Source organism: Streptomyces adustus, from assembly GCF_009377175.1.
GTDB lineage: Bacteria > Actinomycetota > Actinomycetes > Streptomycetales > Streptomycetaceae > Streptomyces > Streptomyces adustus.
In genome coordinates, this window is record NZ_VJZD01000028.1 from 24,341 (window position 1) to 43,798 (window position 19,458).

The following is a 19,458-nucleotide window of genomic DNA, read 5'->3' on the forward strand; positions in this document are numbered from 1 at the left end:
GTCGGGGACCGGTCTTCGATACGGCGGTCAGCGAGGTCCGAGTCCTGTTCGTCCGTCGAGGAGTTCGCGGACGGTGTCCAGATGGCCGGCGTGACGCGCGGTTTCCTCGATCATGTGCAGGACGATCCCGCGCAGGTCGGTGACTTCGTCCCCCAGCGGACCGGGGTGACGGCCCTGCGGGGGTGCCGACAGTGGCGTACGGGCGATCACGGCGTCGGAGCGTCGGCACTGGTCGTCGTAGAAGGCGAAAACCACCTCCGGCGGTCGGGGTGTCGTCAGCGCGGCATGGTCGTCGGGCCAGTCCAACGGCTCGGCCGCCCCGGTGGCGATCTCCTGGAACCAGTGCCGTTCCGCATACCCCAGGTGTTCTATGAGCCCCAGAGGAGTCCAGCCGGAGGGCAGGACCGACGTGGTCAGGGCTTTCGTGTCGAGGCCATCGACAATGGCCAGCACGCTGGCTCGCTGCGCCGAGAGGAACGCCGACAGCGCCTTCTTCTCCATGTCGTCTGTGTCCATGCGGTCATGGTTCCAGCAGCCACTGACAAGCAGGGTGTGCGCGCCCGTGGGAGGGCGCGGGCGCGGTGCCGGACCTTCTGCGTACGGGCGCAGCACTCCGGCGTCGGCCCTGCGGCGCCCGGCCGCATCGAAGAGGCGGCCGGGCACCCCTGGCTGCCGGGAGTGCGCCTTGGATCAGTAGGCGACGAGGCCCCGGACTTGTGAGGTGTTGAAGACGAGCCAGAACTTGGTGCCGTCCTTCACGTCTGTGGCCGCAAGGCCCCAGGTGTTGGCAGAGACGGTGCGCATGCTGTTGCAGTAATAGCCGCCGCTCGACGGCTCGAAGCAGGTCTGCACCTTCACCGTCGTGGTGATCTTCACGTTGATGTCGTTGCAGTACGACGTCGTGTAGCGGTAGTTGGGGTCACTCGCGGGCCAGTGCCAGTTGTCGTCAGTGCCGGTGATCGTCTTGGCGCTGTCGTAGCAGGATGTGGCCGCGGACGCCGGTGACGCGGGGGCGAGGAGAAGTACCCCGGCCACGGCGGAGGTTGCCGCGCTGATCGCGATCATCTTTCGTCTGTTCATGATTCTCCCCCTGTTGACGAATACACGCGGTGTCTCCGCGCCGGGAAACTGCACGCGCCCAGCGTCGCGGGGCGGAGTGCGGGCCACAACGCTGTCCAATCCTGATGCGAAAGGCCTGCTCACATGGGAGGCGCGGCGGATCGGAGGGTGCCAGGGCGTGTGTCGGGGGTGCTGTTGTGCTCCAGCAGACGCAGTCCCAGGGTGGTTGCGGTGTACAGGGTGCGCGGTCCGTCCGGCACCGAGGTCGCCAGGCCGGCCTCGCAGAGCACGTTCAGGTGATAGCTGGTGATGCTGACCGACTTGCCGACGCGACGGGCCAGTTCGCCGCACGAGTCACCGGCGGCCGCCGCCCGCAGCACGGCTGCCCTGGTGGCGCCCAGCAGGGCAGCGAGGGCGTCGCGGCCGGGGCCCTCCTGCGAAGTGCCCCACCACTGAGGGGTGTGGTGGACCGGGTAGACCACGACAGGGGGCAGCGCCGGGTCGATCCAGGTGACGGGCAGGCGCCAGCAGAACGCGGAGGGGATCAACAGCAGACCGCGGCCGTCGAGATGCACGTCGCGATCCTGCGGATAGTCGGCTTCCAGCACCGGAGCCTGCCAGCGGAGGCAGGGGCGGAGGCTGTCGAGCACGGCGGAGACACCTCCCCGCATGAACGCCCTGGCCCGCAGCGCCTGGTCGGCGGCCACCAGAGCCTCGACGCGCGGCCAGTACGGCCCGAGCACGTGTGTGTAGTAACCGTCCAGGGCCTGGCCGAGCAGGGCCAGGCCCGCACGTTCGCCCCGGACGAGCGGACCCGCCCATCGGGGTAAGGGGCCCAGTGCTGTGAGCTCGCGCGTCAGGCGGTCCCGCGGTGTCGACAGGACGGCCTCCAGGCCTGCCTCGATGCCGTGCTGGCCGGCCAGGGGAGTGAGCAGATCCGGGAAGTCACCCTTCGGGGGTGCAAGGGTGCGGACCACGCCTCCGAGCCAGGGCGGGAGGGTCCGTATCCGAGCGCGGGCATCGACGCGCCATCGGTCGAACACCGCGCGGCCCTCGCGGTTGCCGAGCAGGTTGGCGCTCAGCACCAGTTCCCATAACGGATCCGGATGGGCTGCGACACGGGTCCTGCCGAGGTCGGCGGCAGTGAAGTGAAAGCGCAGCACGCCCACGCGGTTCCCCCTTGATCGAATCGATCGAAATGGCGCGGAGCGTCACTCGTCCACGCCGAGTTCGACCCTCGACCGGTGACGGTGACGGTGACGGTGACGGTGACGGTGGCTTGGCGAGCAGGTGGGCAACGGAGCGAGACGCGCCGTACCCGTGCCGGATCATTTGGTGCACCGGTCCCCGAGACTGTATGCCCCCTGTCTCGCACGCCACTCGGGCGCAGTCAGGACGTGCTGGTAGTCCGCGGTGGCAGGGGCGGCCCGGGGGAGGGGGTGTTGCCGCCAGGGTCCTTGATTCCGAGGCGGTGGAGCCGTTGCGGGAGATGTGCCGCGGGCGCCCTTCGGGGAGGTGAGGGCGTCCGGCCTGTGTTCCGATCGCTACCGGCTACCGGCTACCGGCTACCGGCTACCGGCTACCGGCTACGGCTTCGACGCCGGGGCGTTCGTGGCCTCGACGGCTTCGACCAGTGAGGCGAGCTCCGGGTTCTTCGCCGCCTCGTCGAGTGCCTCCCGCAGGGCCGCGTCGTTGGTCGGCCGGGCCTGTTCGAGCAGTGCCAGGCCGGACGCGGTGACGTCGGTGTAGATGCCGCGGCGGTCGGTGGGGCACAGATACCGGGACAGCAGGCCCCGGTCCTCCAGTCGGGAGACCAGGCGGGTGGTGGCGCTCTGGCTGAGCACGACCGCGTCGGCGACCTGCTTCATCTGGAGGTGTCCGCCCTCGCGGTCGTGCTGACGGCTGAGGACGTCGAGGAGCGAGTACTCGCGGACGCTGAGCTCGTGCCCGGCTTGGAGAGCGCGCTCGATACGTGTCTCGATCTTGCCGTGCAGGAGGGAGAGCGCGCCCCATCCGCTGGCGAGGGCGGTGAGGGCGGGGTCTGTGGCGGTCATCAGTCCGAGTCTCCTTCCGGGGGACAGGATCCAGGATAGGCGCGAAAAAAATTACCGGCCAGGGCTGATAGGGGGCGGACGCAAGTATCCCGCTGCTGTCGCGCCCCTGCTCCGCCGGTGCCGCCGCACCGCTGTCGCCTGTGTCTGTCGCGGTGCTTGTGCGCGGGTTGCGGCCCGCGAGCTCCACCGGCCCGCGAGCTCCACTCCGAGACCACAGTCATACCGCACGAGGGTTAGCCGCGCTTGCACTTATAGCGCGTCTGCAACTATTGTCTGAGCGTCTAAAGAGCTCGCTCAAGCAACTGTTGGAAGGCCGAGTCCATGCCTCTCGCACTCCTAGCCCTGGCCATCGGCGCCTTCGGAATCGGCACCACCGAATTCGTGATCATGGGGCTGCTGCCCGACATCGCCGCCACCTACGGCGTCTCCATCCCCACAGCGGGCCTGCTGGTCACCGGCTACGCGCTCGGCGTCGTGGTCGGCGCGCCGCTGCTGACGGTGCTCGGCAACAAGGTGAGCCGTAAGCGGATGCTCATGCTGCTGATGGGCCTGTTCGTGCTCGGCAACATACTGTCCGCGCTCGCCCCCAGCTTCGGCATGATGCTGGTCGGCCGCGTGATCACCTCGCTCGCCCACGGCTCGTTCTTCGGCCTCGGGTCCGTCGTCGCCGCCGACCTCGTCGCCCCGGACAAGAAGGCCGGCGCCATCGCCACCATGTTCACCGGCCTGACGGTCGCCAACATCGTGGGCGTGCCGCTGGGCACCTTCGTCGGGCAGGCGGTCGGCTGGCGCACCACCTTCGCGATCGTCGCCGCGCTCGGGGTGATCGGACTGCTCGGCATCGTCAAGCTCGTGCCCGCGATGCCGCGCCCGGAGGGCGCCCACCTGCGCCGGGAGCTCACCGCCTTCCGCAACCCGCAGGTCCTGCTCGCCATGGCGATGACCGTGCTCGGTTTCGGCGGTGTCTTCGCAGCGATCACCTACATCGCGCCGATGATGACCCATGTCGCCGGCTACTCCGACGGCGCCGTCACCTGGCTCCTGGTCCTCTTCGGCATCGGCATGTTCCTCGGCAACCTGCTGGGCGGCCGCTTCGCCGACCGGGCCCTGATGCCCATGCTGTACGTCACCCTCGGCGGGCTCGCGGTCGTGCTGGCGCTGTTCACGGTGTTCGCGCACGACAAGATCCTCGCCGCGCTCGCCATCCTGCTCGTCGGCGCGCTCGGCTTCGCCACCGTGCCGCCGCTCCAGAAGCGGGTGCTCGACCAGGCGCATGGCGCCCCCACGCTGGCCTCCGCCGTCAACATCGGCGCCTTCAACCTGGGCAACGCGCTGGCCGCCTGGCTCGGCGGACTCGTGATCGCCGCGGGCTTCGGCTACACGTCCCCGAACTGGGTCGGCGCCGTCCTCGCCGCCGCCGCACTGGGCCTGGCCCTGTGGTCCGCGGCCCTGGAGCGCCGCGCCCCCACGGCTGTACCGGCCGTCGCCGCCGACGGCCCGGCCCGTACCCCCGTACGCCACTGACCTCCCTGACCCCCCTCCCTTCCACCGTCCCGCATCACCGAGGAGCAGCGCCATGAGCACCACCGCCCCCGCCACCGTCACCCCGCTGACGACCACCGACGCCGAAGTCCTGATCACCGCCGCCCGCCGTGCCGCCGAGGCGGCAGGGGTCGCCGTCAGCGTCACCGTCCTGGACGCCGGCGGCCACCTGCTCGCCTTCCGCCGCGACGACCGGGCGGTGCTGATCTCCGGCGAGACCAGCACCCGCAAGGCGTACACAGCGCTCCAGCTCGACGCCCCGACCGCCGACCTGGTCGAGCTGGTCAAGCCCGACGGACCCTTCCACTCCCTGCCGACCGCGCTCGACCGCCCGCTGCTGTTCATCGCCGGCGGCATCCCCGTCCACCGCGACGGCCGGCTCGTCGGCGCCGTCGGCGTGGGCGGCGGCGCGCCCGAGCAGGACCACGCCTTCGCCACCACCGCACTCGAGGAGCTCTCCCGGTGACCCGCACCCCGCAGGAGGTCTTCGCCGACCACGGCACCCGCCTCGGCACCGGCGATCTCGACCTGATCAGCCGCAACTACACCGAGGACGCGGTCTTCGTCACTCCTGACGGCGTGCTGACCGGCCGTCGGGGTGTCCAGGAGGGCATCGGTCGGCTGCTGGCCGACCTCCCCGACGCCGAGTGGCAGCTGACCCCCAGCTTCGCCGCGGACGTCCTGTTCCTGGAGTGGTCCGCGACCAGCGGCACCCACCAGGTCATCGACGGCGTCGACACTTTCGTCTTCCGCGACGGCCTGATCAGCGCCCAGACCGTCCGCTACACCCTCACCCCCCGCACCCCGTGAAGGAAGATCCGCACACCATGGCATCCGCCACCATCCCCACCGTCGCCCTGAACAACGGCGTCGAGATCCCCCAGCTCGGCTTCGGCGTCTTCCAGGTCCCCGACGACGCGACCGCCGCCGCCGTCACCGCCGCCCTCGAAACCGGCTACCGCAGCATCGACACCGCCGCCATCTACGGCAACGAAACCGGCGTCGGCCGTGCGCTGGCCGCCTCCGGGTTGCCCCGCGACGAGCTGTTCGTCACCACGAAGCTGTGGAACGCCGACCAGGGGTACGACGCCACCCTGCGCGCCTTCGACGCGAGCCTCGCCAAGCTCGGCCTCGACCACGTGGACCTCTATCTGATCCATTGGCCGGCGCCCGCCCGCGACCTGTACCGGGACTCCTGGCGCGCCCTGGAGCGGCTCGCCGGGGAGGGGCGCATCCGCGCCGCCGGCGTCTCGAACTTCCAGCCCGGCCACCTGCTGCGGCTGATGAGCGACTCCGCGCTGGTTCCGGCCGTCAACCAGATCGAGCTGCACCCCGGCCTCCAGCAGACCGAGCTGCGCACCTTCCACGCCGAGCACGGAATCGCGACCGAGGCATGGAGCCCGCTGGCCCAGGGTGCCGTCCTCGACGACCGCTCCGTCGGTGACCTGGCCGCCCGCTACGGCAAATCCCCCGCCCAGATCGTCCTGCGCTGGCACCTCCAGCTGGGCAACGTCGTCATCCCCAAGTCGGTGACCCCGGCCCGGATCCGCGAGAACTTCGACGTCTTCGACTTCGCCCTCACGGAAGAGGAGATGGGCGCCGTGGCCGCGCTCGACCGCGGTCTGCGCACCGGCCCGCACCCCGACGAGCTCAACTGAGCCGACGCATCCTCCCCTCCCCGCGGGGCTCCGTTCCGGGCAGACGCCCCGGAGCGGAGCCCCGTTTCTCGTCCGCCCGGCCCTTGGGTCTCCGGGTCCGGATGGCCTCGCCGTGATCGCGGGCGGCGCGGACACACGGGCAGGACCCCATTTGCAATAGCCCGCGTATGCAAGTATTGTTTTCGCATGTAAGGGGCGCATGCATGCAAATGCGGAGCTCGCGCCCACCCTGCACGGCAACACCACCCCCCCACACGTACAAGCAAAGGCACTGTCATGTCGCTCAAGAAGATCCTCCCCGGCCGCCTCGGCTTCGGCACCGCACCGCTCGGCAACATGTTCCGCGCGATCCCCGACGACGAGGCCCGCGCCACCGTCGAAGCGGCCTGGGACCACGGCATCCGCTTCTACGACACCGCCCCCTTCTACGGCGCCGGCCTCGCCGAGACCCGCCTCGGCGAAGTCCTGTCGACCAAGCCCCGCGACTCCTTCGTCCTGTCCACCAAGGTCGGCCGCGTCATCCTCGACGAGCACGAGAGTGCCGCCCGCGACCTCGGCGAGAAGGGCGGCCTGTTCGAGCACGGCAACCCCAACAAGATCGTCCACGAATGGACCGCAGAGGCCACCGAGCGCTCCGTCGAGGACAGCCTCCGGCGCCTGGGCACCGACCGCCTCGACATCGTCTGGGTCCACGACATCGCCCAGGACTTCCACGGCGACCTGTGGCTCAAGAAGTTCGAGGAAGCCCGCACCGGCGCCTTCCGCGTCCTGTCCCGGCTGCGTGACGAGGGCGTCATCAAGGCCTGGGGTCTCGGCGTCAACCGCACCGAGCCCATCGAGCTGACCCTCGCCCTCGACGAGCCCCGCCCCGATGGCTTCCTGCTCGCCGGCCGCTACACCCTCCTCGACCACGAGCACGCCCTCCAGCGCCTGCTGCCCATGGCCCAGGAGCAGGGCGTCGACATGGTCGTCGGCGGCCCCTACAGCTCGGGCATCCTCGCCGGCGGCACGCACTTCGAGTACCAGCAGGCCCCGGCCGAGATCGTCGAGCGGGTCGCCAGGCTGAAGGCCCTGGCCGAGAAGCACGGCGTGAGCATCAAGGCCGCCGCGCTGCAGTTCTCCCTCGCCCACCCGGCGGCCGCCGCCGTCATCCCCGGCGCCACCCGCCCCAGCCGCATCGCCGAGGACACCGCGGCCCTGAACGAGACCGTCCCGGCCGCGTTCTGGACCGAACTGCGCGCCGCCGGCCTGGTCAGCCCCGCCGCCCCGCTCCCGAACAACGCCTGACCCCCACCCCCCCACTCCCCTCCCCAGGAGAGAAGACCATGGCCTCCACCTCCGTCTCCCGCGTCGTCCCCGCCTCCCCCCAGCGGGTCTGGGACCTCATCGGCGGCTTCGACGCCCTCCCCGACTGGCTCCCCTACATCCCCGAGAGCACCGCGCTCGAAGGCGGCCGGGTCCGCCGCCTGGCCAACCCGGACGGCGACGTCATCATCGAGCGTCTCGTCGCCTTCGACGAGGTGGAGCGGCACTACAGCTACGCCATCCTCCAGGCTCCGTTCCCGGTCACGGGGTACCTCTCCACCCTCCGCGTCCACTCGATCGCCGGCCGGGACGACGTCGCCGAGGTCCAGTGGTCCGGCCGCTTCACCCCCGACGGCATCACCGACGCCGAGGCCGAGGACCTGTTCGCGGGCATCTACCGCGACGGCCTCGACGCCCTCCACCAGGCACTGTCCGCCTGACCCAGGGCCGACCCGCGCACAGCCGCGACGCCGACCGCACAGCACGGCCCGGACACGCACGTCGCGTGCCCGGGCCGCGGTTCGTCCGGCGCCCGCTGCGCTGCCGTCGCCGACGGCCAGGCGCGGCTAGGGAGCGACTTTTCGGCGTTCCAGGCAGGGCTGGTTGCTGGTGTTATGACCTGGTGCATCTGAATGGTGACTGAAAATTTGCCAGTTCTTGGCGTCAAGTTATGCCGAAGTGCCGGAATTGCTCACCTTGCCGTGAGTGCGGTGAGTGTTGAGTGCCGCGATCTGCGACAGCACGCCCGTGCAGCAGGAGGCAGAGCGTCGTGCCCAGGGAGACGAGTCCGCCGACGTGGAGAGCACCCAGGGGCGTGGATCCCCGCAGGATCAGCCCATGTACGGCCCGTACCCGGCCCCGGTTGGCGCGGGCCGGGTGAAATGGATCGGTGCGAAGCCCGTCAGGGCCGGCAGGAGGACGGCGGCCGGGAGTTGCGCACGGGCGACGAGCGCAAGGCATTGCTGAGCCTGGTGGGCCCGGTCAGGAGATGGATGCGGGTCGCCGGGCGGGCGTTGCCTCGTCGGCGGCGAGGCAGCCTTCGAGGAACGAGAGGGCGCGCAGGTGGTAGGAGCGGGCGGCCCAGCCGAGGCTGATGTTGTGCCCGGCATCCGGCTGGCGGTCGACGACCAGGCGTGGGGCGGCGGTGAAGTACGCGGCCAGGTCGGTGAGTGTCGTCTCGTCGTGCCGCCACCATGCCTCGTGCTCGGCGAAGGTCAGCCGTACGGGCACCCGGACCCGGGGCGCGGTGGCCCGGAAGAGCTCGGGCCAGCGGTCGAGCTCCGCGCGTTCGTACGCGGGCATGGGCTCCACGAGGGAGCGGCTGGTGGCGAAGGTGTCCGGCGGGTAGAGACGCAGCGGTCCCCAGTTCATCCGGAGCCGGCCACGGGTGTGAGAGCCGGGAGTCTCGTGGGGGCTGAGGGCGTACTCGTGACCGCAGCCCGAGATGTCCAGCCCCAGCAGGTCCGGCAGACCGCTCTGCGCGGCGGTGGTCAGTGCCACCTTGCCGCCGTAGGAGTGGGCGAGCAGGAACAGACCGGCGCCCGTGTCCCATCGGCTGGAGAAGTCGTGCAGAGCGGCGCGCAGTGTTGCGGCCTGGTCCGCCAGGCCCTGCCCGCGCGGGAGTCCGGCGGCTGAATGCCCGTACCCGGGCCGGTCCACGGCCAGGACGGTGTAGCCGAGACGCGCTCCGAGCGTCAGCAGGGACAGCTGGGGGCGGGCCCGGCCGTCGAAGTAGGCCGCGTTCATGCCACCGCCGTGGACGGCGACCACCACGGCACGGGGGGTCGTGCCCTCGGGCTCGCTGAGCAGGGCGGACAGGGTCACCCCCGCGGCCTCCAGGGTGATCCTGCGCACGCCGCGAGAGTCCTCGGGAGCGGGTGTGGGCAACGTCGTACTCCTTCGCGGTGACGGACGGGCTCAGGGGATCGGATGCGACTCGGACACGGGGGCTGTGTCCGCGCCGTACGCCTTCTCGACGCTCGTCAGGAGGTCGGCGGAGGTGACCTTGTAGGTCTGTGTGCCGACCACCTACCCACGCCGGTGGGATCGGCCACCGGGTCCGTGGGCACCGCCTCGACGTGCTGCCAGGATTCTCCCTTTCGTGCGATGTCCGCGCCTGCGGAACCGCGTGTGATCACCCGGGTCCCGGTGCGGTCCAGGAGCTGCTCGCGCGTCCAGCCGGTGTGTTCGGGCAGCAGCGCCGCCTCGTACCCGTCGGTGAAGCGGAAGTGGGCGCCCTCCACCAGATGGCGGACCCGCGCACTGTCGAGCCGGGAGAGCCCCGGGGCGATGTTGTCGGCCACGCCGTGGTCGGCGGCTGAGCGGGGGTTGCGTGCGTCGCGTCGGTGAGCTCGGCCAGGAGGGCTTGGCCGGTCTTTGTCCTGTCAGGCCCGGTGTACCGGTTCCTGGAGTTCGGTCACCCACTCGTCGTGGTTGTCGGGGCATTCCAGGTTGATCTCCCGGGGGTAGCCGGCCGAGCGGTAGCCGTTGGCGTCGATCCAGCGGCCGAGGGTCTGGACGGTGGGCAGCACGGTCTCCATCGAGCCGCGGTGCATGATCGTCGCCGCCTGCTCGACGGGCGGCAGGTCCACGATCCGCAGCCCGTCGTCCTCGCGGAGGGGCGCGGAGACCTCGACGCCCGCGTGGACGAGGATCCCGCCGTCCGGGGCGTCCTCGTAGTAGGCGACCCCTGGCCCGGAGGGGGCGATGCCCGCCGACCCCAGACGCCGGAACAGCTCGTCGTAGAGCGGCTGGATGACCGGACCGATGGTGTCGAAATCCGGTGCGACTCCGGTCAGTTCGGCCAGCCGTACGCTCGGCAGGCTCTTGAGTACGACATCGTTGCTGGGCATCTGCCCCTCGCTCTCGATCGAGCGGAGCCTCGCCTCGACCTGGACCAGCCGGGCCGCCGCGGCCGTCATCGCCGCCTCCAGCTCGGCGCGCCGCAACGTGAGCATGGCGCGCAGCTCCTCGGTGGTCACCTTCTCGTCCAGGATCGCCCGGACCTGCTGGAGGGTGAAGCCGAGGTCCTTGAGCGCGACGACACGGTTGAGACGGGCCATCTGGGCGGCCGTGTAGTGGCGGTAGCCGGTGGCGGGGTCGACGTGGGCCGGGCGCAGCAGGCCGGTCGCGTCGTAGTGACGCAGCATCCGGACCGAGACGCGGCCGTGCCGGGCGAAGTCTCCGATGGTGAACATGATGTCTCCGAGTTGACTGCCTGACACGGTGTGAGGGTCAAGAACGCTGCCCGGACGCCCGGATCCCCGGTAGCTGCCCGGGGAGGGCTTGTGCGGGGTGGACGGTTTGTGGAGGCAGCGGCCGGCTACGGAACGTCCGCGACGCGCTGGTCATTGACGAGTGCGCGAAAGGTTTCGGCGGGGTCGTCGTCCAGTTGCGGGAGGCTGCCGTTGAGCCGGAGAGTGGCGAAGCCGTGGGCCAGCGACCAGGCGGCCAGCGCGGCGCGCCGGCCATCGGGGCCGCGCCTGGCGGCAGGGAGGTCCTCGACGCCCGAGTGCAGCGCGCGGGAGGCGAGCTCCTTGGCGGCGGTGAGTTCCGGGTCGTCGCCGTGGAGCAGCTGGGGCTGGAACATCACCGCGAAGTGGGCTGGGTGACTCAGCGCGAACTCCACGTACCGCACGCCCATTTCGCGCAGCCGGTGCGAGGTGCCGGCCGGCACCGTGGCCAGAGCGGCAGCCAGCAGCTCGAAGCCCTCCGTGGCGATCGCGGTCAGCAGCCCGGCTCTGTCCTTGAAGTGGTGGGCGGGGGCGGCGTGCGAGACCTCGGCGCGGCGGGCGAGGTCGCGGAGGCTGATCGCGCCGACGCCGTCGCTCGCGATGACCTCCAGCGTGGCGGAGAGGATGGCTCGGCGCAGATCTCCGTGGTGGTAAGTGCGTGTTGCGGCCATGGAGGGCAGGTTATCCCATATCTAGTCGACGACAAGTAGTCATTGACAAGATGGCGGGGGCGGAGCAATCTAGTCGACGTCAAGTTCCTGTTGGATGCGCGACAGCGGCAGCGAGGGAAAGCGACATGAAGCACGGCCTGAGCACGGTCCGACAGCTGTGGCAGTTACTGGAGCCGATCCATGCCACGCTCTACTACGCACCGGAGGCCTTCGAGGAGGCCGCGGTGCTCGGCTACGCCACCGACGAGCGCTGGCCGAGCTACTTCGCCTACCGTGCCGCACCGCTCGGCCCGGCCGGTCCGCACCTGGTGAACGCCCTCTTCTACAGCTTCAGGCCGCAGATGGTGCAGCACTACACCACAGAAGCCTGGCGGACCGCCGCGCCCGAGCAGGTCCTGCGGGCCCGCAGGACGGGAGTGGACCGCGCACTGCGCAGGCTCCTCGGCGACCGGATCGGCTTGCCGGAGCTGAGCGAGGTCGCGGACCTGGCCCGTCGCGCCGCCGAGGCCGCGGACACCGCGGGCCGCCCCCTGGCCGCCGCCAACTCCGCGCTGCCCTGGCCCGACGAGCCGCACCTGGCGCTCTGGCAGGCCGCCACCATCCTGCGCGAGCACCGCGGCGACGGCCACATCGCCGCCCTCCAGGCCCACGGCCTCGGTCCCGCAGAGTCCCTGGTCTCGCACGCCGCCGTCGGCGCCGCACCGCGGGAGGTGTTCGGCAGCAGGCAATGGACCGACGAGGAGTGGAGCGCCGCCCGCGAACGCCTCGCCGCCCGCGGCCTGGTGCGAGCCGACGGCACGGCCACCGACGAGGGACTCCGGGTCCGTACCGAGGTCGAGAAGCTCACCGGCGAGCTCGCGGCCGCACCCTGGGACGCGCTCACGCCCGGCGAAACGGCCCGGTTGGCCGAACTGCTCGTGCCGCCGGTGCTGGACATCGTCGGCACCGGGCTCCTCCCGCAGCAGAGCACGCTCGGCATCGGACTGAAGTTCGACTACGAGTGACTGGCGATGCGTGCCGCATCCCGCGCGTCCTCCCGAGTCCTGGCCGGCGTCGTGCCGGCCGGGACGTCGGCCGGGCCGGCGGACGGCACGATCCACGGGGACGCCGGGCGCGTGCGTCCGGTCGACCTGGCTGCGGCCGTGTGGTGTGCAGCCGGCCCGGCGGGTAGTCCAGGAGGCCGGACCACCCGACCGGAGCGCGTGTCGGCGCGTCAGCTGGTGGGGACGGCGGCGTTCATCTCCCACATGAGCACTTCGGCGCCGTCGGGGCCCGCGGTGATGCGCTGGCCCTCCGCGCCGGTGATCCGGACCGTGTCGCCGGTGGTCAGCGCTCCCGCACCCTCCAGTTCGGCACTGCCGCGGGCCACGAAGAGGTGGACGAAGGGTGCGGTGACGAGCTGGAGCGTCTCGTCGGGGCGGATGCGGGCGACGTGCAGGGCGGCGTGCTTCTGACGGATGCCGATCGCGCGCTGGTGGGCGTGCTGCGGCATGCCCGAGGCGAGGGTGGTCCAGTCACCGCGGGCCAGTTCGTCGTTGACGTCGAGCTGCTCGTAGCCGGGCTTGATGCCGGCCTCGTCGGGGATCACCCACATCTGGATGAAGTGGACGGGGTTCTGGTGGGCGGGCTCACCGGTGAGGGTCCAAGAGTCGTTCTTCTCGCTGTGCAGGATGCCGGTCCCGGCGCTCATCCGCTGGGCGAGGCCGGGGTAGATCACCCCGTTGTGGCCTTCGGAGTCCTGGTGGACGAGGCCGCCGTCGAGGACCCAGGTGATGATCTCCATGTCCCGGTGGGGGTGGGTGTCGAAGCCGGTGCCCGGCGCGACGACGTCGTCGTTGGAGACCAGCAGCAGTCCGAAGTGGGTGTTCTTGGGATCCCAGTGGCGGGAGAACGAGAAGGAGTGCCGGGAGTCGAGCCAGCCGGCGCGAGTGTGGAACCGCTCATCGGCGCGTCGGACGTCGAGGAGAGAGGCCATGGGATGTCCTTGCTGTTCGTGCGGCCGGGGAGGCTGCTCTCGGCTTGTAGTTGAAAGTTATACAACATTGCGCCTCCGGTCATTCCCGTCCCGAACGACGGCGGCCTGCACCATGTGGCGATCTCGGTCGATCCGGACCGCCGGCGCCATCTGTGCGACACCCTCGCCCGGGCCGGTGTGGACCACGCGGTGCGCGGCGAGGCGTCGGTGCGCTTCCCGGATCCCGATGGCGCCCGCATCGAACTCGTCGCCGATCCGCTCGATGGGATGTACGGCGACAAGGTGCCGTGATCTGCGTGCTCAAGGCTGTCCTGCCCCCGTGATGCGCGCCTGCTCCGGTCGCCGATCGTCGCGTGAGGGCCGCTTCGCGGCCGCCGGGCAGGGCTGTCGACTGCCGTGGGAATGGGTCGGCGCTCGACGGTGTTAGCGTGGTTGAACATTCAACGAACCGGGTCCCTGTGGCCCGAGTGACCTCCCTGGGAGCAGACACATCATGGGCCTCTTCGGACGTAAGACCAGTGCCGTGAAGACCGCCACCGCCTCGACGGCGGCCACCGCCGCGAACCCCCACCTGGCCGCAGTGACGGGTGAGTACACCATCGACCCGGCGCACTCCACGCTCGGCTTCGTCGCCCGGCACGCCATGGTCACGAACGTCAAGGGCAAGTTCAACGACTTCACCGGCAGCCTGCGTCTGGACGGCCGCAACCCGGCCGCCTCCACCGCGACCATCGACATCACGATGGACAGCATCGACACGGGGTCCGCCGATCGCGACGGTCACCTCAAGAGCGCCGACTTCTTCAAGACCGACGAGTTCCCGGTGATGACCTTCCGCTCCACGAAGGCCGAAGCGCTGGGCGGTGACGACTTCAGGATCACCGGAGACCTGACCATCCTCGGTGTGACCAGGCAGCTGAGCATCGACCTGGAGTTCAGCGGCGCCGCGAAGGACCCGTTCGGCAACGAGCGTGTCGGGTTCGAAGGCAAGGCCGAGATCCTGCGTTCCGAGTGGGGCCTGACCTGGAACGCCGCCCTGGAGACCGGAGGCGTGCTGGTCTCGGACAAGATCAAGCTGCACTTCGACATCTCGGCTATCAAGAACGCCTGACGCATGCCGGGTCCGGTCGCAGGCCTGCGCGGCTTGTTGTCCCTGCGACCGCCCGCCAATATGGTTGAAGCATCAAATAGCGATGCAGTCTTCCGAGGACATGAGGGCCGGGCGCATGGCAGAACCGGTGAGCTTCAGCACGCTGAACCTTCCCGAGGCCCAGCGTGTCGCCCTGTGGGAGCGGCACAATGCCGCAGCGCTGATCGGCCTGCGGTGCCGCTCCCTGGGGGAAGTGCCGCTGGACGCCACGGAGATCAATCTTCAGCTGCCCCGGATCCATGTCGCGCGGGTCATCGGGAGCCCGCACATCGTCGAGCGCCCTTCGGCGGTGATCCGACGTACGCCGTCCGAGGCGATCGCCTGCTACCTGAATCTGGCGGACGAGGCGTTCTTCTATCACGACGACGGGGTCCAACTGCTCCGCGCGGGACAGCTGATCGTCTGTGACGCCGACCGGCCCTTCGTCCGAGGCTTCTCCAGGGGCCTGGAGGAGCTGGCGGTCAAGATCCCCCGTTCGGTGTGGCAGGACATCGGGGGACCGGCGACGCTGGACCGGCCGCTCGTCCTCGACGTGAGCGAAGGCTCCGTCCATGGAAAGACATTTGCGCGGCTGGCCGGCCAGGCACTGCGTCCCGGGGGTGGCGGCGCCGTCGACGAGGACACCATGCTCGAACTGCTCGGCAGTGCCGTGACCGGCCGCTTGCCCGCGCTCGCCTCGGTCCACCTCGCGGTCGCCAAGGTGTACATCGACCGGCATCTGGGGGAGGCCGGCCTGTCCGCGCGGAGCATCGCCCGCGGCGTGGGCATCAGCGAGCGGCATCTGTCACGGGTGTTCTCCGCGAGCGGTACGAGCGTGCCCCAGCACCTGCTGGGCCGTCGGCTCGACCTGGCCCACGCCCTGCTGGCCGGGGGAGAGGAGACGACGGTCGCCGACACCGCGGTCCGCTGCGGCTTCGGCTCGGTCACCCACTTCTCCCACCGGTTCAGGGAGCGCTACGGCGTGCGGGCATCGGATGTCCTGCGCGAGGCTCGTACACAGGCGTGACCCCGGCCCCGCGGAGTGAGCGGGGCCAGGGCTGTTCCTCAGGTGCCGTCCGGTGCCAGCATGATGTCGAAGCGCACCCGGGACCAGGACCGGCCATGGAGATCGCGCCCGTCGGGCGTCGCCGTGCCGGGCGGCTGCGTGTCGAAGCTCTTGACGAGGGATTCCTTCACCCCGAACACGGCGTCGCGGTCCAGCAGCTCGTCACCGTCCACGAAGATATGGGTCACCAGGGTGCGCAGAGCGGGTGCGGTGACCATGAAGTGCAGGTGCGACGCCCGCATGGGCGAGCGGCCCGTGGCCGCGAGCAGTGCTCCGACCGGGCCGTCGTGCGGGATCGGGTACGGCGTCGGGGTCAGCGCCCAGAAGCGGTAGCCGCCGTCGGCGTCGGTGAACAGGTGCGCCCGGGCCGCGAGCCGGTCGTCGCCGTACTGCGTGTCGTAGAAGCCGTCCTCGTCGGCCTCCCACACCTCGATCCGTGCCCCGGCCACGGGTTTTCCGTCGGCGTCGGTGACGGTGCCCTCCACCCAGCAGGGCTCTCCGGCGGCGCCGAAGGAGAGGTCGCCGCCCTGGGCGATCTCGGGGCTGTTGTCGACGAAGAACGGTCCGAAGACGGTGGCCTCGGTGGCGCCGCCGTACGCCTCGTTGTTCACGGCGACGGTCTGCATGGACACCCCGAGGACGTCGGAGAGCAGGATGAACTCCTGACGCCGTTCGTCGGTGATGTGCCCGGCCCGGGTGAGGAAGTCGATCCCCTCGCTCCACTCCGCCTCGGTCAGCCGCACCTCCCGCACGAACGCGTGCAGGTGGTGGACCAGGGACTGCATGACCTGCCGCAGCCTGGGATCGGTGCAGGCCTCGAAGGACCGCAGCACTTGGCGGACGACGTCGGCTTCACGTTCCTGCTGCTGAACCGGGACGGCTGCGTCGGGTGTGTGCGTCATCGGGGGTCGGCTCCTTCCCAGGCGGCCTCGATCAGTGCGGTGACGGCCTGAGGGGTTACGGGCCGCGGGTTGCCCTCCGGAGCGGCGGCGACGACGGCCTCGGCCGCCCGCGCGATGCCGTCCGACGGCATCCCGAGGTCCCGCAGGGAGCGGGGCGCCCGCAGTCGGCCGCGCAGCCGGGCCAGTCCCTCGTCGGCGGTGGGGGCGTCGAGGGCGACGGCGAGGCGCCGCTCGGCCTCCGGGACGAAGGGGGCGTTGAAGGCGAGGACGTGCGGCAGGACGACGGCGTGCGTCTGCGCGTGCGGCAGGTTGAACATGCCGCCCAGGACGTGGCAGATCTTGTGGTGCAGTCCGGACCCGGCGGAGGCGAAGGCAGCGGCCGCCAGATAGGCGCCGTAGAGCGCCTGCTCCCGGCCCTCCAGTCCGTCCGGCCGCGCCACCACCTGCGGCAGCCCGACGCGCAGTGCCCGAGCACCTTCCAGTGCCAGGGCCTGGTCGAGTGGGTCGGTCCGCGGGGCCCACAGCGAGTCCACGCAATGCGCCAGCGCGTTCAGACCGGAGGCGACACTCAGCTCCACGGGCAGGCCGAGCGTCAGCGCCGCGTCGTAGACGATGGCCCGCGGCAGCACCTTCGGGTCGGTGCCGGTGGTCTTGACGGATCCCTCGGTCAGCCCCCACATCGGGGTCGCCTCGGAGCCGGCGTAGGTGGTGGGGACGGCGACGATCGGCAGTGCACTGCTCAGCGCGACCGCCTTGGCGAGCCCGGTCGCGGAGCCGCCGCCGATACTGACCACGACGTCGGCCTCGTGGGCCGCGGCCACGGTCCGCGCCCGTTCCGCGGTGTCGACGGGGACGTGCATGGTGACATCGTCATGGTGGACGGCGACCGGCAGGCCCGCGGTGATGCGCTCGGCGAGGTCCTTCTGCGACGGAGCCGCGATGACCATCACCCGCTCGCCGCCGAGCAGACCGATCTCGGCGGCGAGGCTCTCCGCCGCCGCGCCGGCGGCGAAGCGCACCCGCTGAGGCAGGATGTCGTGGACGAATCGCATCAGTGCTCCTCCCTTCCCAGGACCGACAGCAGCACGCGCCGCAGCTGCGTCTCGGGATCGTCGGGCAGACTCATCGCCCGCCACGCTATGTGCTTGTCGGGCCGCACGAGCAGCACGCCGCTCTCGTCGGTCTCGCGCACCCGGGCCCAGTCGTAATAGAGGTCGCCGACATCGTGGCCCGGGCCGATGACGACCGCGGTGAGGGGAACGCCCAGTTCGTCGCCGACCTTCCGGGCGGCCTGTTCCCACGCCTCGCCGGCGATGCCGGTCAGCAGCGTCCAGCGGCCGTAGGGTGCCAGGTCCATCAGGGCGTGGCGGTGCGTGCTGTCGCCGACCCAGGCGTGCGGCAGGTGCGCGCCGGGGACGGTGGACATCTCGTAGTACAGGTCGGCGTCGCGTGCCGGGGCGGGCAGCTCGCTTCCGTCGGAGACGACGGCCGCGGAGGCGTAGTGCTGGCCGAGTTCGACGCCGTGCGCGTTGAACTCGTAGTTCTTCAGCTCCATCGCGCGCACCAGCGCGGCCCTCTTGGCGGCACCGGCCGGGGTGTTGGCCTTGCGCTCCTCGATCGCGGCCGCCATCTCGGCCTCGGTCCTGGCGTCGAGTACGCCGAGCGCCGCGAAGATGTCGACGAACTCCCGGCTGGACTTGTTGGCCCGCTTCACGATCCGCTCCGCGACCGGTGCGCGTTCGGCGCTGTAGGTGTCCAGGAGCGAGGGGGCCGCGTGCCCCTTGAGGACGGCGGCGATCTTCCAGGCGAGGTTGTAGGAGTCCTGGACGGAGGTGTTGGAGCCCAGGCCGTTGCTCGGCGGGTGGCGGTGCACGGCGTCACCCGCGCAGAACACCCGCCCCTGGTGCAGCCGGGTCGCGTACATCTCGTTGTTGCCCCACAGGCTGGTGCCGGTGATCTCCACCTCCAGATCCGGGACACCGAGCAGGTTGCGCACGATCTGCACGGCGGCGGCCTCGTCGACGACCGGGGGTTCCTCGGCGATGTCGTAGCCCCACACGATCAGCCACTCGTTCCACGGCCGCACCATGCGTACGAGTCCGGCGCCGATGCCGCCGACGTTCGAACCGGGCTGGATGACCCAGTACAGCACCGAGGGCCGGTGGGCCACGAGACGGCCGATGTCGGCCTTGAACGTGATGTTCATCGACCCGGCGATGTCCATGGCGCCCTCGAAGGGCAGTCCGATGTCCGCGGCGACCTTGGAGCGGGCACCGTCCGCGCCGATCAGGTACTTGGCGCGGATGTCGTACTCCTGCCCGGTGAGCCGGTCCAGCACGCGCACGGTGACGCCGTCCGCGTCCTGGCTGTGCGAGAGGTACTCGGTGGAGAACCGGGTCTGGGCGCCGCGCTGTGCCGCGTTGCGGACCAGGATCGGCTCCAGGTACGTCTGCGGGATGTCGACGGTGAGGCAGGGGGAGGCGAGCCGGTAGTCGCCCTCGCGGTCGGGCCGGGTGCCCCAGGTGTGGATCCGGCCGATCTCCTCGCCCGCGATGCTGGTGCAGAACACGGTGTCGCCGACCAGGGAGTGTTCGGTGGCGTCGGCGAGCACCTGCGCCTCTATGCCGAGGTCGCGGAAGACCTCCATCGCGCGCTGGTTGGTGATGTGGGCGCGCGGGGTGTTCGCCGTCCACCGGTACTTGGTGATCATGACGGTGTCGACGCCGAGCGTCGCCAGCAGCAGTGCGGCGCTGGCTCCCGCGGGACCTGAACCGACGACCACGACGTCCGTGGTCACGGTCGAGCCGGCGGGCGGCTCCGTCTCGGGCGTCCCATCGCTGAATGCGGGCATCGTGGTACGGCCT

Annotated in this window: 22 protein-coding genes; 10 read left to right on the forward strand and 12 right to left on the reverse strand. The window is 70.7% G+C overall.

All coding sequences use genetic code 11. From position 1 onward, the window contains the following. Window positions 1-27: 27 nt before the first annotated feature. From FNH09_RS09885 to FNH09_RS09900, 4 genes are all read right to left on the reverse strand, one after another. Entirely contained in the window at window positions 28-516 is a 489-nt protein-coding gene (locus FNH09_RS09885) for a DinB family protein (protein ID WP_152886372.1), read from the reverse strand. Between the two features lie 174 nt (window positions 517-690). Further along, on the reverse strand, window positions 691-1,080 hold the full coding sequence (locus tag FNH09_RS09890) for a hypothetical protein (protein ID WP_152886373.1): 390 nt from the start codon (window positions 1,078-1,080) through the stop codon (window positions 691-693). A 119-nt stretch (window positions 1,081-1,199) separates the two neighbouring features. Further along, window positions 1,200-2,228 carry a helix-turn-helix domain-containing protein gene (locus tag FNH09_RS09895; protein WP_338017523.1) on the reverse strand — a complete coding sequence of 343 codons (1,029 nt, stop codon included), beginning with the start codon at window positions 2,226-2,228 and terminating at the stop codon, window positions 1,200-1,202. A 417-nt stretch (window positions 2,229-2,645) separates the two neighbouring features. Then, window positions 2,646-3,113 (reverse strand): MarR family winged helix-turn-helix transcriptional regulator, encoded by a 468-nt coding sequence (locus FNH09_RS09900; protein WP_152886374.1) that lies wholly within the window; start codon window positions 3,111-3,113, stop codon window positions 2,646-2,648. Window positions 3,114-3,434: 321 nt separating this feature from the next. On the opposite strand from FNH09_RS09900, the gene FNH09_RS09905 reads away from it, so the two are divergent. From FNH09_RS09905 to FNH09_RS09930, 6 genes are all read left to right on the forward strand, one after another. Beyond that, window positions 3,435-4,637 carry an MFS transporter gene (locus tag FNH09_RS09905; RefSeq protein WP_152886375.1) on the forward strand — a complete coding sequence of 401 codons (1,203 nt, stop codon included), beginning with the start codon at window positions 3,435-3,437 and terminating at the stop codon, window positions 4,635-4,637. Window positions 4,638-4,689: 52 nt separating this feature from the next. Then, window positions 4,690-5,121, forward strand: coding sequence for a GlcG/HbpS family heme-binding protein (locus tag FNH09_RS09910; RefSeq protein WP_152886376.1), 432 nt, complete (start codon window positions 4,690-4,692; stop codon window positions 5,119-5,121). Then, window positions 5,118-5,465 carry a nuclear transport factor 2 family protein gene (locus FNH09_RS09915; RefSeq protein ID WP_162468332.1) on the forward strand — a complete coding sequence of 116 codons (348 nt, stop codon included), beginning with the start codon at window positions 5,118-5,120 and terminating at the stop codon, window positions 5,463-5,465. Before FNH09_RS09910 ends, FNH09_RS09915 begins: the two co-directional genes overlap by 4 nt. Window positions 5,466-5,482: 17 nt before the next feature. Beyond that, complete coding sequence (locus FNH09_RS09920; protein WP_152886377.1) at window positions 5,483-6,313, forward strand: aldo/keto reductase; 831 nt, start codon at window positions 5,483-5,485, stop codon at window positions 6,311-6,313. 276 nt (window positions 6,314-6,589) lie between these two features. Continuing rightward, on the forward strand, window positions 6,590-7,600 hold the full coding sequence (locus tag FNH09_RS09925; RefSeq protein WP_152886378.1) for an aldo/keto reductase: 1,011 nt from the start codon (window positions 6,590-6,592) through the stop codon (window positions 7,598-7,600). A gap of 38 nt (window positions 7,601-7,638) precedes the next feature. Then, on the forward strand, window positions 7,639-8,058 hold the full coding sequence (locus FNH09_RS09930; protein ID WP_152886379.1) for an SRPBCC family protein: 420 nt from the start codon (window positions 7,639-7,641) through the stop codon (window positions 8,056-8,058). A 541-nt stretch (window positions 8,059-8,599) separates the two neighbouring features. On the opposite strand, the gene FNH09_RS09935 is transcribed toward FNH09_RS09930, so the two are convergent. The 4 genes from FNH09_RS09935 to FNH09_RS09950 form a co-directional block, all read right to left on the reverse strand. After that, window positions 8,600-9,472: an alpha/beta fold hydrolase gene (locus FNH09_RS09935; RefSeq protein WP_162468333.1), complete on the reverse strand. Its 873-nt coding sequence runs from the start codon at window positions 9,470-9,472 to the stop codon at window positions 8,600-8,602. Between the two features lie 128 nt (window positions 9,473-9,600). Beyond that, entirely contained in the window at window positions 9,601-9,921 is a 321-nt protein-coding gene (locus FNH09_RS09940) for a PfkB family carbohydrate kinase (protein ID WP_152886381.1), read from the reverse strand. 81 nt (window positions 9,922-10,002) lie between these two features. Then, window positions 10,003-10,815, reverse strand: a complete 813-nt coding sequence (locus tag FNH09_RS09945; RefSeq protein ID WP_152886382.1) for a MerR family transcriptional regulator — start codon at window positions 10,813-10,815, stop codon at window positions 10,003-10,005. Between the two features lie 125 nt (window positions 10,816-10,940). After that, complete coding sequence (locus FNH09_RS09950) at window positions 10,941-11,522, reverse strand: TetR/AcrR family transcriptional regulator (protein ID WP_152886383.1); 582 nt, start codon at window positions 11,520-11,522, stop codon at window positions 10,941-10,943. A 125-nt stretch (window positions 11,523-11,647) separates the two neighbouring features. On the opposite strand from FNH09_RS09950, the gene FNH09_RS09955 reads away from it, so the two are divergent. After that, window positions 11,648-12,526 (forward strand): SCO6745 family protein, encoded by an 879-nt coding sequence (locus FNH09_RS09955; protein WP_152886384.1) that lies wholly within the window; start codon window positions 11,648-11,650, stop codon window positions 12,524-12,526. A 209-nt stretch (window positions 12,527-12,735) separates the two neighbouring features. Here FNH09_RS09955 and FNH09_RS09960 read toward each other — a convergent pair whose 3' ends face one another. Then, window positions 12,736-13,497 (reverse strand): pirin family protein, encoded by a 762-nt coding sequence (locus FNH09_RS09960; protein WP_152886385.1) that lies wholly within the window; start codon window positions 13,495-13,497, stop codon window positions 12,736-12,738. Between the two features lie 114 nt (window positions 13,498-13,611). Between FNH09_RS09960 and FNH09_RS48375 the strand changes: the two genes are divergently transcribed. The 3 genes from FNH09_RS48375 to FNH09_RS09975 all read left to right on the forward strand — a co-directional run bounded on the left by FNH09_RS48375 (window position 13,612) and on the right by FNH09_RS09975 (window position 15,653). Then, window positions 13,612-13,788 carry a hypothetical protein gene (locus FNH09_RS48375; RefSeq protein WP_238426585.1) on the forward strand — a complete coding sequence of 59 codons (177 nt, stop codon included), beginning with the start codon at window positions 13,612-13,614 and terminating at the stop codon, window positions 13,786-13,788. 202 nt (window positions 13,789-13,990) lie between these two features. Further along, window positions 13,991-14,608 (forward strand): YceI family protein, encoded by a 618-nt coding sequence (locus FNH09_RS09970; protein ID WP_152886386.1) that lies wholly within the window; start codon window positions 13,991-13,993, stop codon window positions 14,606-14,608. A gap of 115 nt (window positions 14,609-14,723) precedes the next feature. Next, entirely contained in the window at window positions 14,724-15,653 is a 930-nt protein-coding gene (locus FNH09_RS09975) for an AraC family transcriptional regulator (protein ID WP_162468334.1), read from the forward strand. Between the two features lie 38 nt (window positions 15,654-15,691). On the opposite strand, the gene FNH09_RS09980 is transcribed toward FNH09_RS09975, so the two are convergent. Genes FNH09_RS09980 through FNH09_RS09990 form a run of 3 tightly spaced genes read right to left on the reverse strand, consistent with a single transcriptional unit; the run spans window position 15,692 to window position 19,445 of the window. Then, window positions 15,692-16,594: a dioxygenase family protein gene (locus FNH09_RS09980; protein ID WP_152886388.1), complete on the reverse strand. Its 903-nt coding sequence runs from the start codon at window positions 16,592-16,594 to the stop codon at window positions 15,692-15,694. Then, window positions 16,591-17,646 (reverse strand): maleylacetate reductase, encoded by a 1,056-nt coding sequence (locus tag FNH09_RS09985; protein WP_152886389.1) that lies wholly within the window; start codon window positions 17,644-17,646, stop codon window positions 16,591-16,593. The genes FNH09_RS09980 and FNH09_RS09985 overlap by 4 nt, the downstream gene beginning before the upstream one ends. Beyond that, entirely contained in the window at window positions 17,646-19,445 is a 1,800-nt protein-coding gene (locus FNH09_RS09990; RefSeq protein WP_152886390.1) for an FAD-dependent oxidoreductase, read from the reverse strand. The genes FNH09_RS09985 and FNH09_RS09990 overlap by 1 nt, the downstream gene beginning before the upstream one ends. Window positions 19,446-19,458: the final 13 nt, after the last annotated feature.

What these genes read in the sequence shown, in the direction of transcription:
- FNH09_RS09885 (WP_152886372.1), bottom strand. Translation starts at nt 516, where the DNA reads ATGGACACAGACGACATGGAGAAGAAGGCGCTGTCGGCGTTCCTCTCG.
- FNH09_RS09890 (WP_152886373.1), bottom strand. Translation starts at nt 1,080, where the DNA reads ATGAACAGACGAAAGATGATCGCGATCAGCGCGGCAACCTCCGCCGTG.
- FNH09_RS09900 (WP_152886374.1), bottom strand. Translation starts at nt 3,113, where the DNA reads ATGACCGCCACAGACCCCGCCCTCACCGCCCTCGCCAGCGGATGGGGC.
- FNH09_RS09905 (WP_152886375.1), top strand. Translation starts at nt 3,435, where the DNA reads ATGCCTCTCGCACTCCTAGCCCTGGCCATCGGCGCCTTCGGAATCGGC.
- FNH09_RS09910 (WP_152886376.1), top strand. Translation starts at nt 4,690, where the DNA reads ATGAGCACCACCGCCCCCGCCACCGTCACCCCGCTGACGACCACCGAC.
- FNH09_RS09920 (WP_152886377.1), top strand. Translation starts at nt 5,483, where the DNA reads ATGGCATCCGCCACCATCCCCACCGTCGCCCTGAACAACGGCGTCGAG.
- FNH09_RS09925 (WP_152886378.1), top strand. Translation starts at nt 6,590, where the DNA reads ATGTCGCTCAAGAAGATCCTCCCCGGCCGCCTCGGCTTCGGCACCGCA.
- FNH09_RS09930 (WP_152886379.1), top strand. Translation starts at nt 7,639, where the DNA reads ATGGCCTCCACCTCCGTCTCCCGCGTCGTCCCCGCCTCCCCCCAGCGG.
- FNH09_RS09945 (WP_152886382.1), bottom strand. Translation starts at nt 10,815, where the DNA reads ATGTTCACCATCGGAGACTTCGCCCGGCACGGCCGCGTCTCGGTCCGG.
- FNH09_RS09950 (WP_152886383.1), bottom strand. Translation starts at nt 11,522, where the DNA reads ATGGCCGCAACACGCACTTACCACCACGGAGATCTGCGCCGAGCCATC.
- FNH09_RS09955 (WP_152886384.1), top strand. Translation starts at nt 11,648, where the DNA reads ATGAAGCACGGCCTGAGCACGGTCCGACAGCTGTGGCAGTTACTGGAG.
- FNH09_RS09960 (WP_152886385.1), bottom strand. Translation starts at nt 13,497, where the DNA reads ATGGCCTCTCTCCTCGACGTCCGACGCGCCGATGAGCGGTTCCACACT.
- FNH09_RS09970 (WP_152886386.1), top strand. Translation starts at nt 13,991, where the DNA reads ATGGGCCTCTTCGGACGTAAGACCAGTGCCGTGAAGACCGCCACCGCC.
- FNH09_RS09975 (WP_162468334.1), top strand. Translation starts at nt 14,724, where the DNA reads ATGGCAGAACCGGTGAGCTTCAGCACGCTGAACCTTCCCGAGGCCCAG.
- FNH09_RS09980 (WP_152886388.1), bottom strand. Translation starts at nt 16,594, where the DNA reads ATGACGCACACACCCGACGCAGCCGTCCCGGTTCAGCAGCAGGAACGT.
- FNH09_RS09985 (WP_152886389.1), bottom strand. Translation starts at nt 17,646, where the DNA reads ATGCGATTCGTCCACGACATCCTGCCTCAGCGGGTGCGCTTCGCCGCC.
- FNH09_RS09990 (WP_152886390.1), bottom strand. Translation starts at nt 19,445, where the DNA reads ATGCCCGCATTCAGCGATGGGACGCCCGAGACGGAGCCGCCCGCCGGC.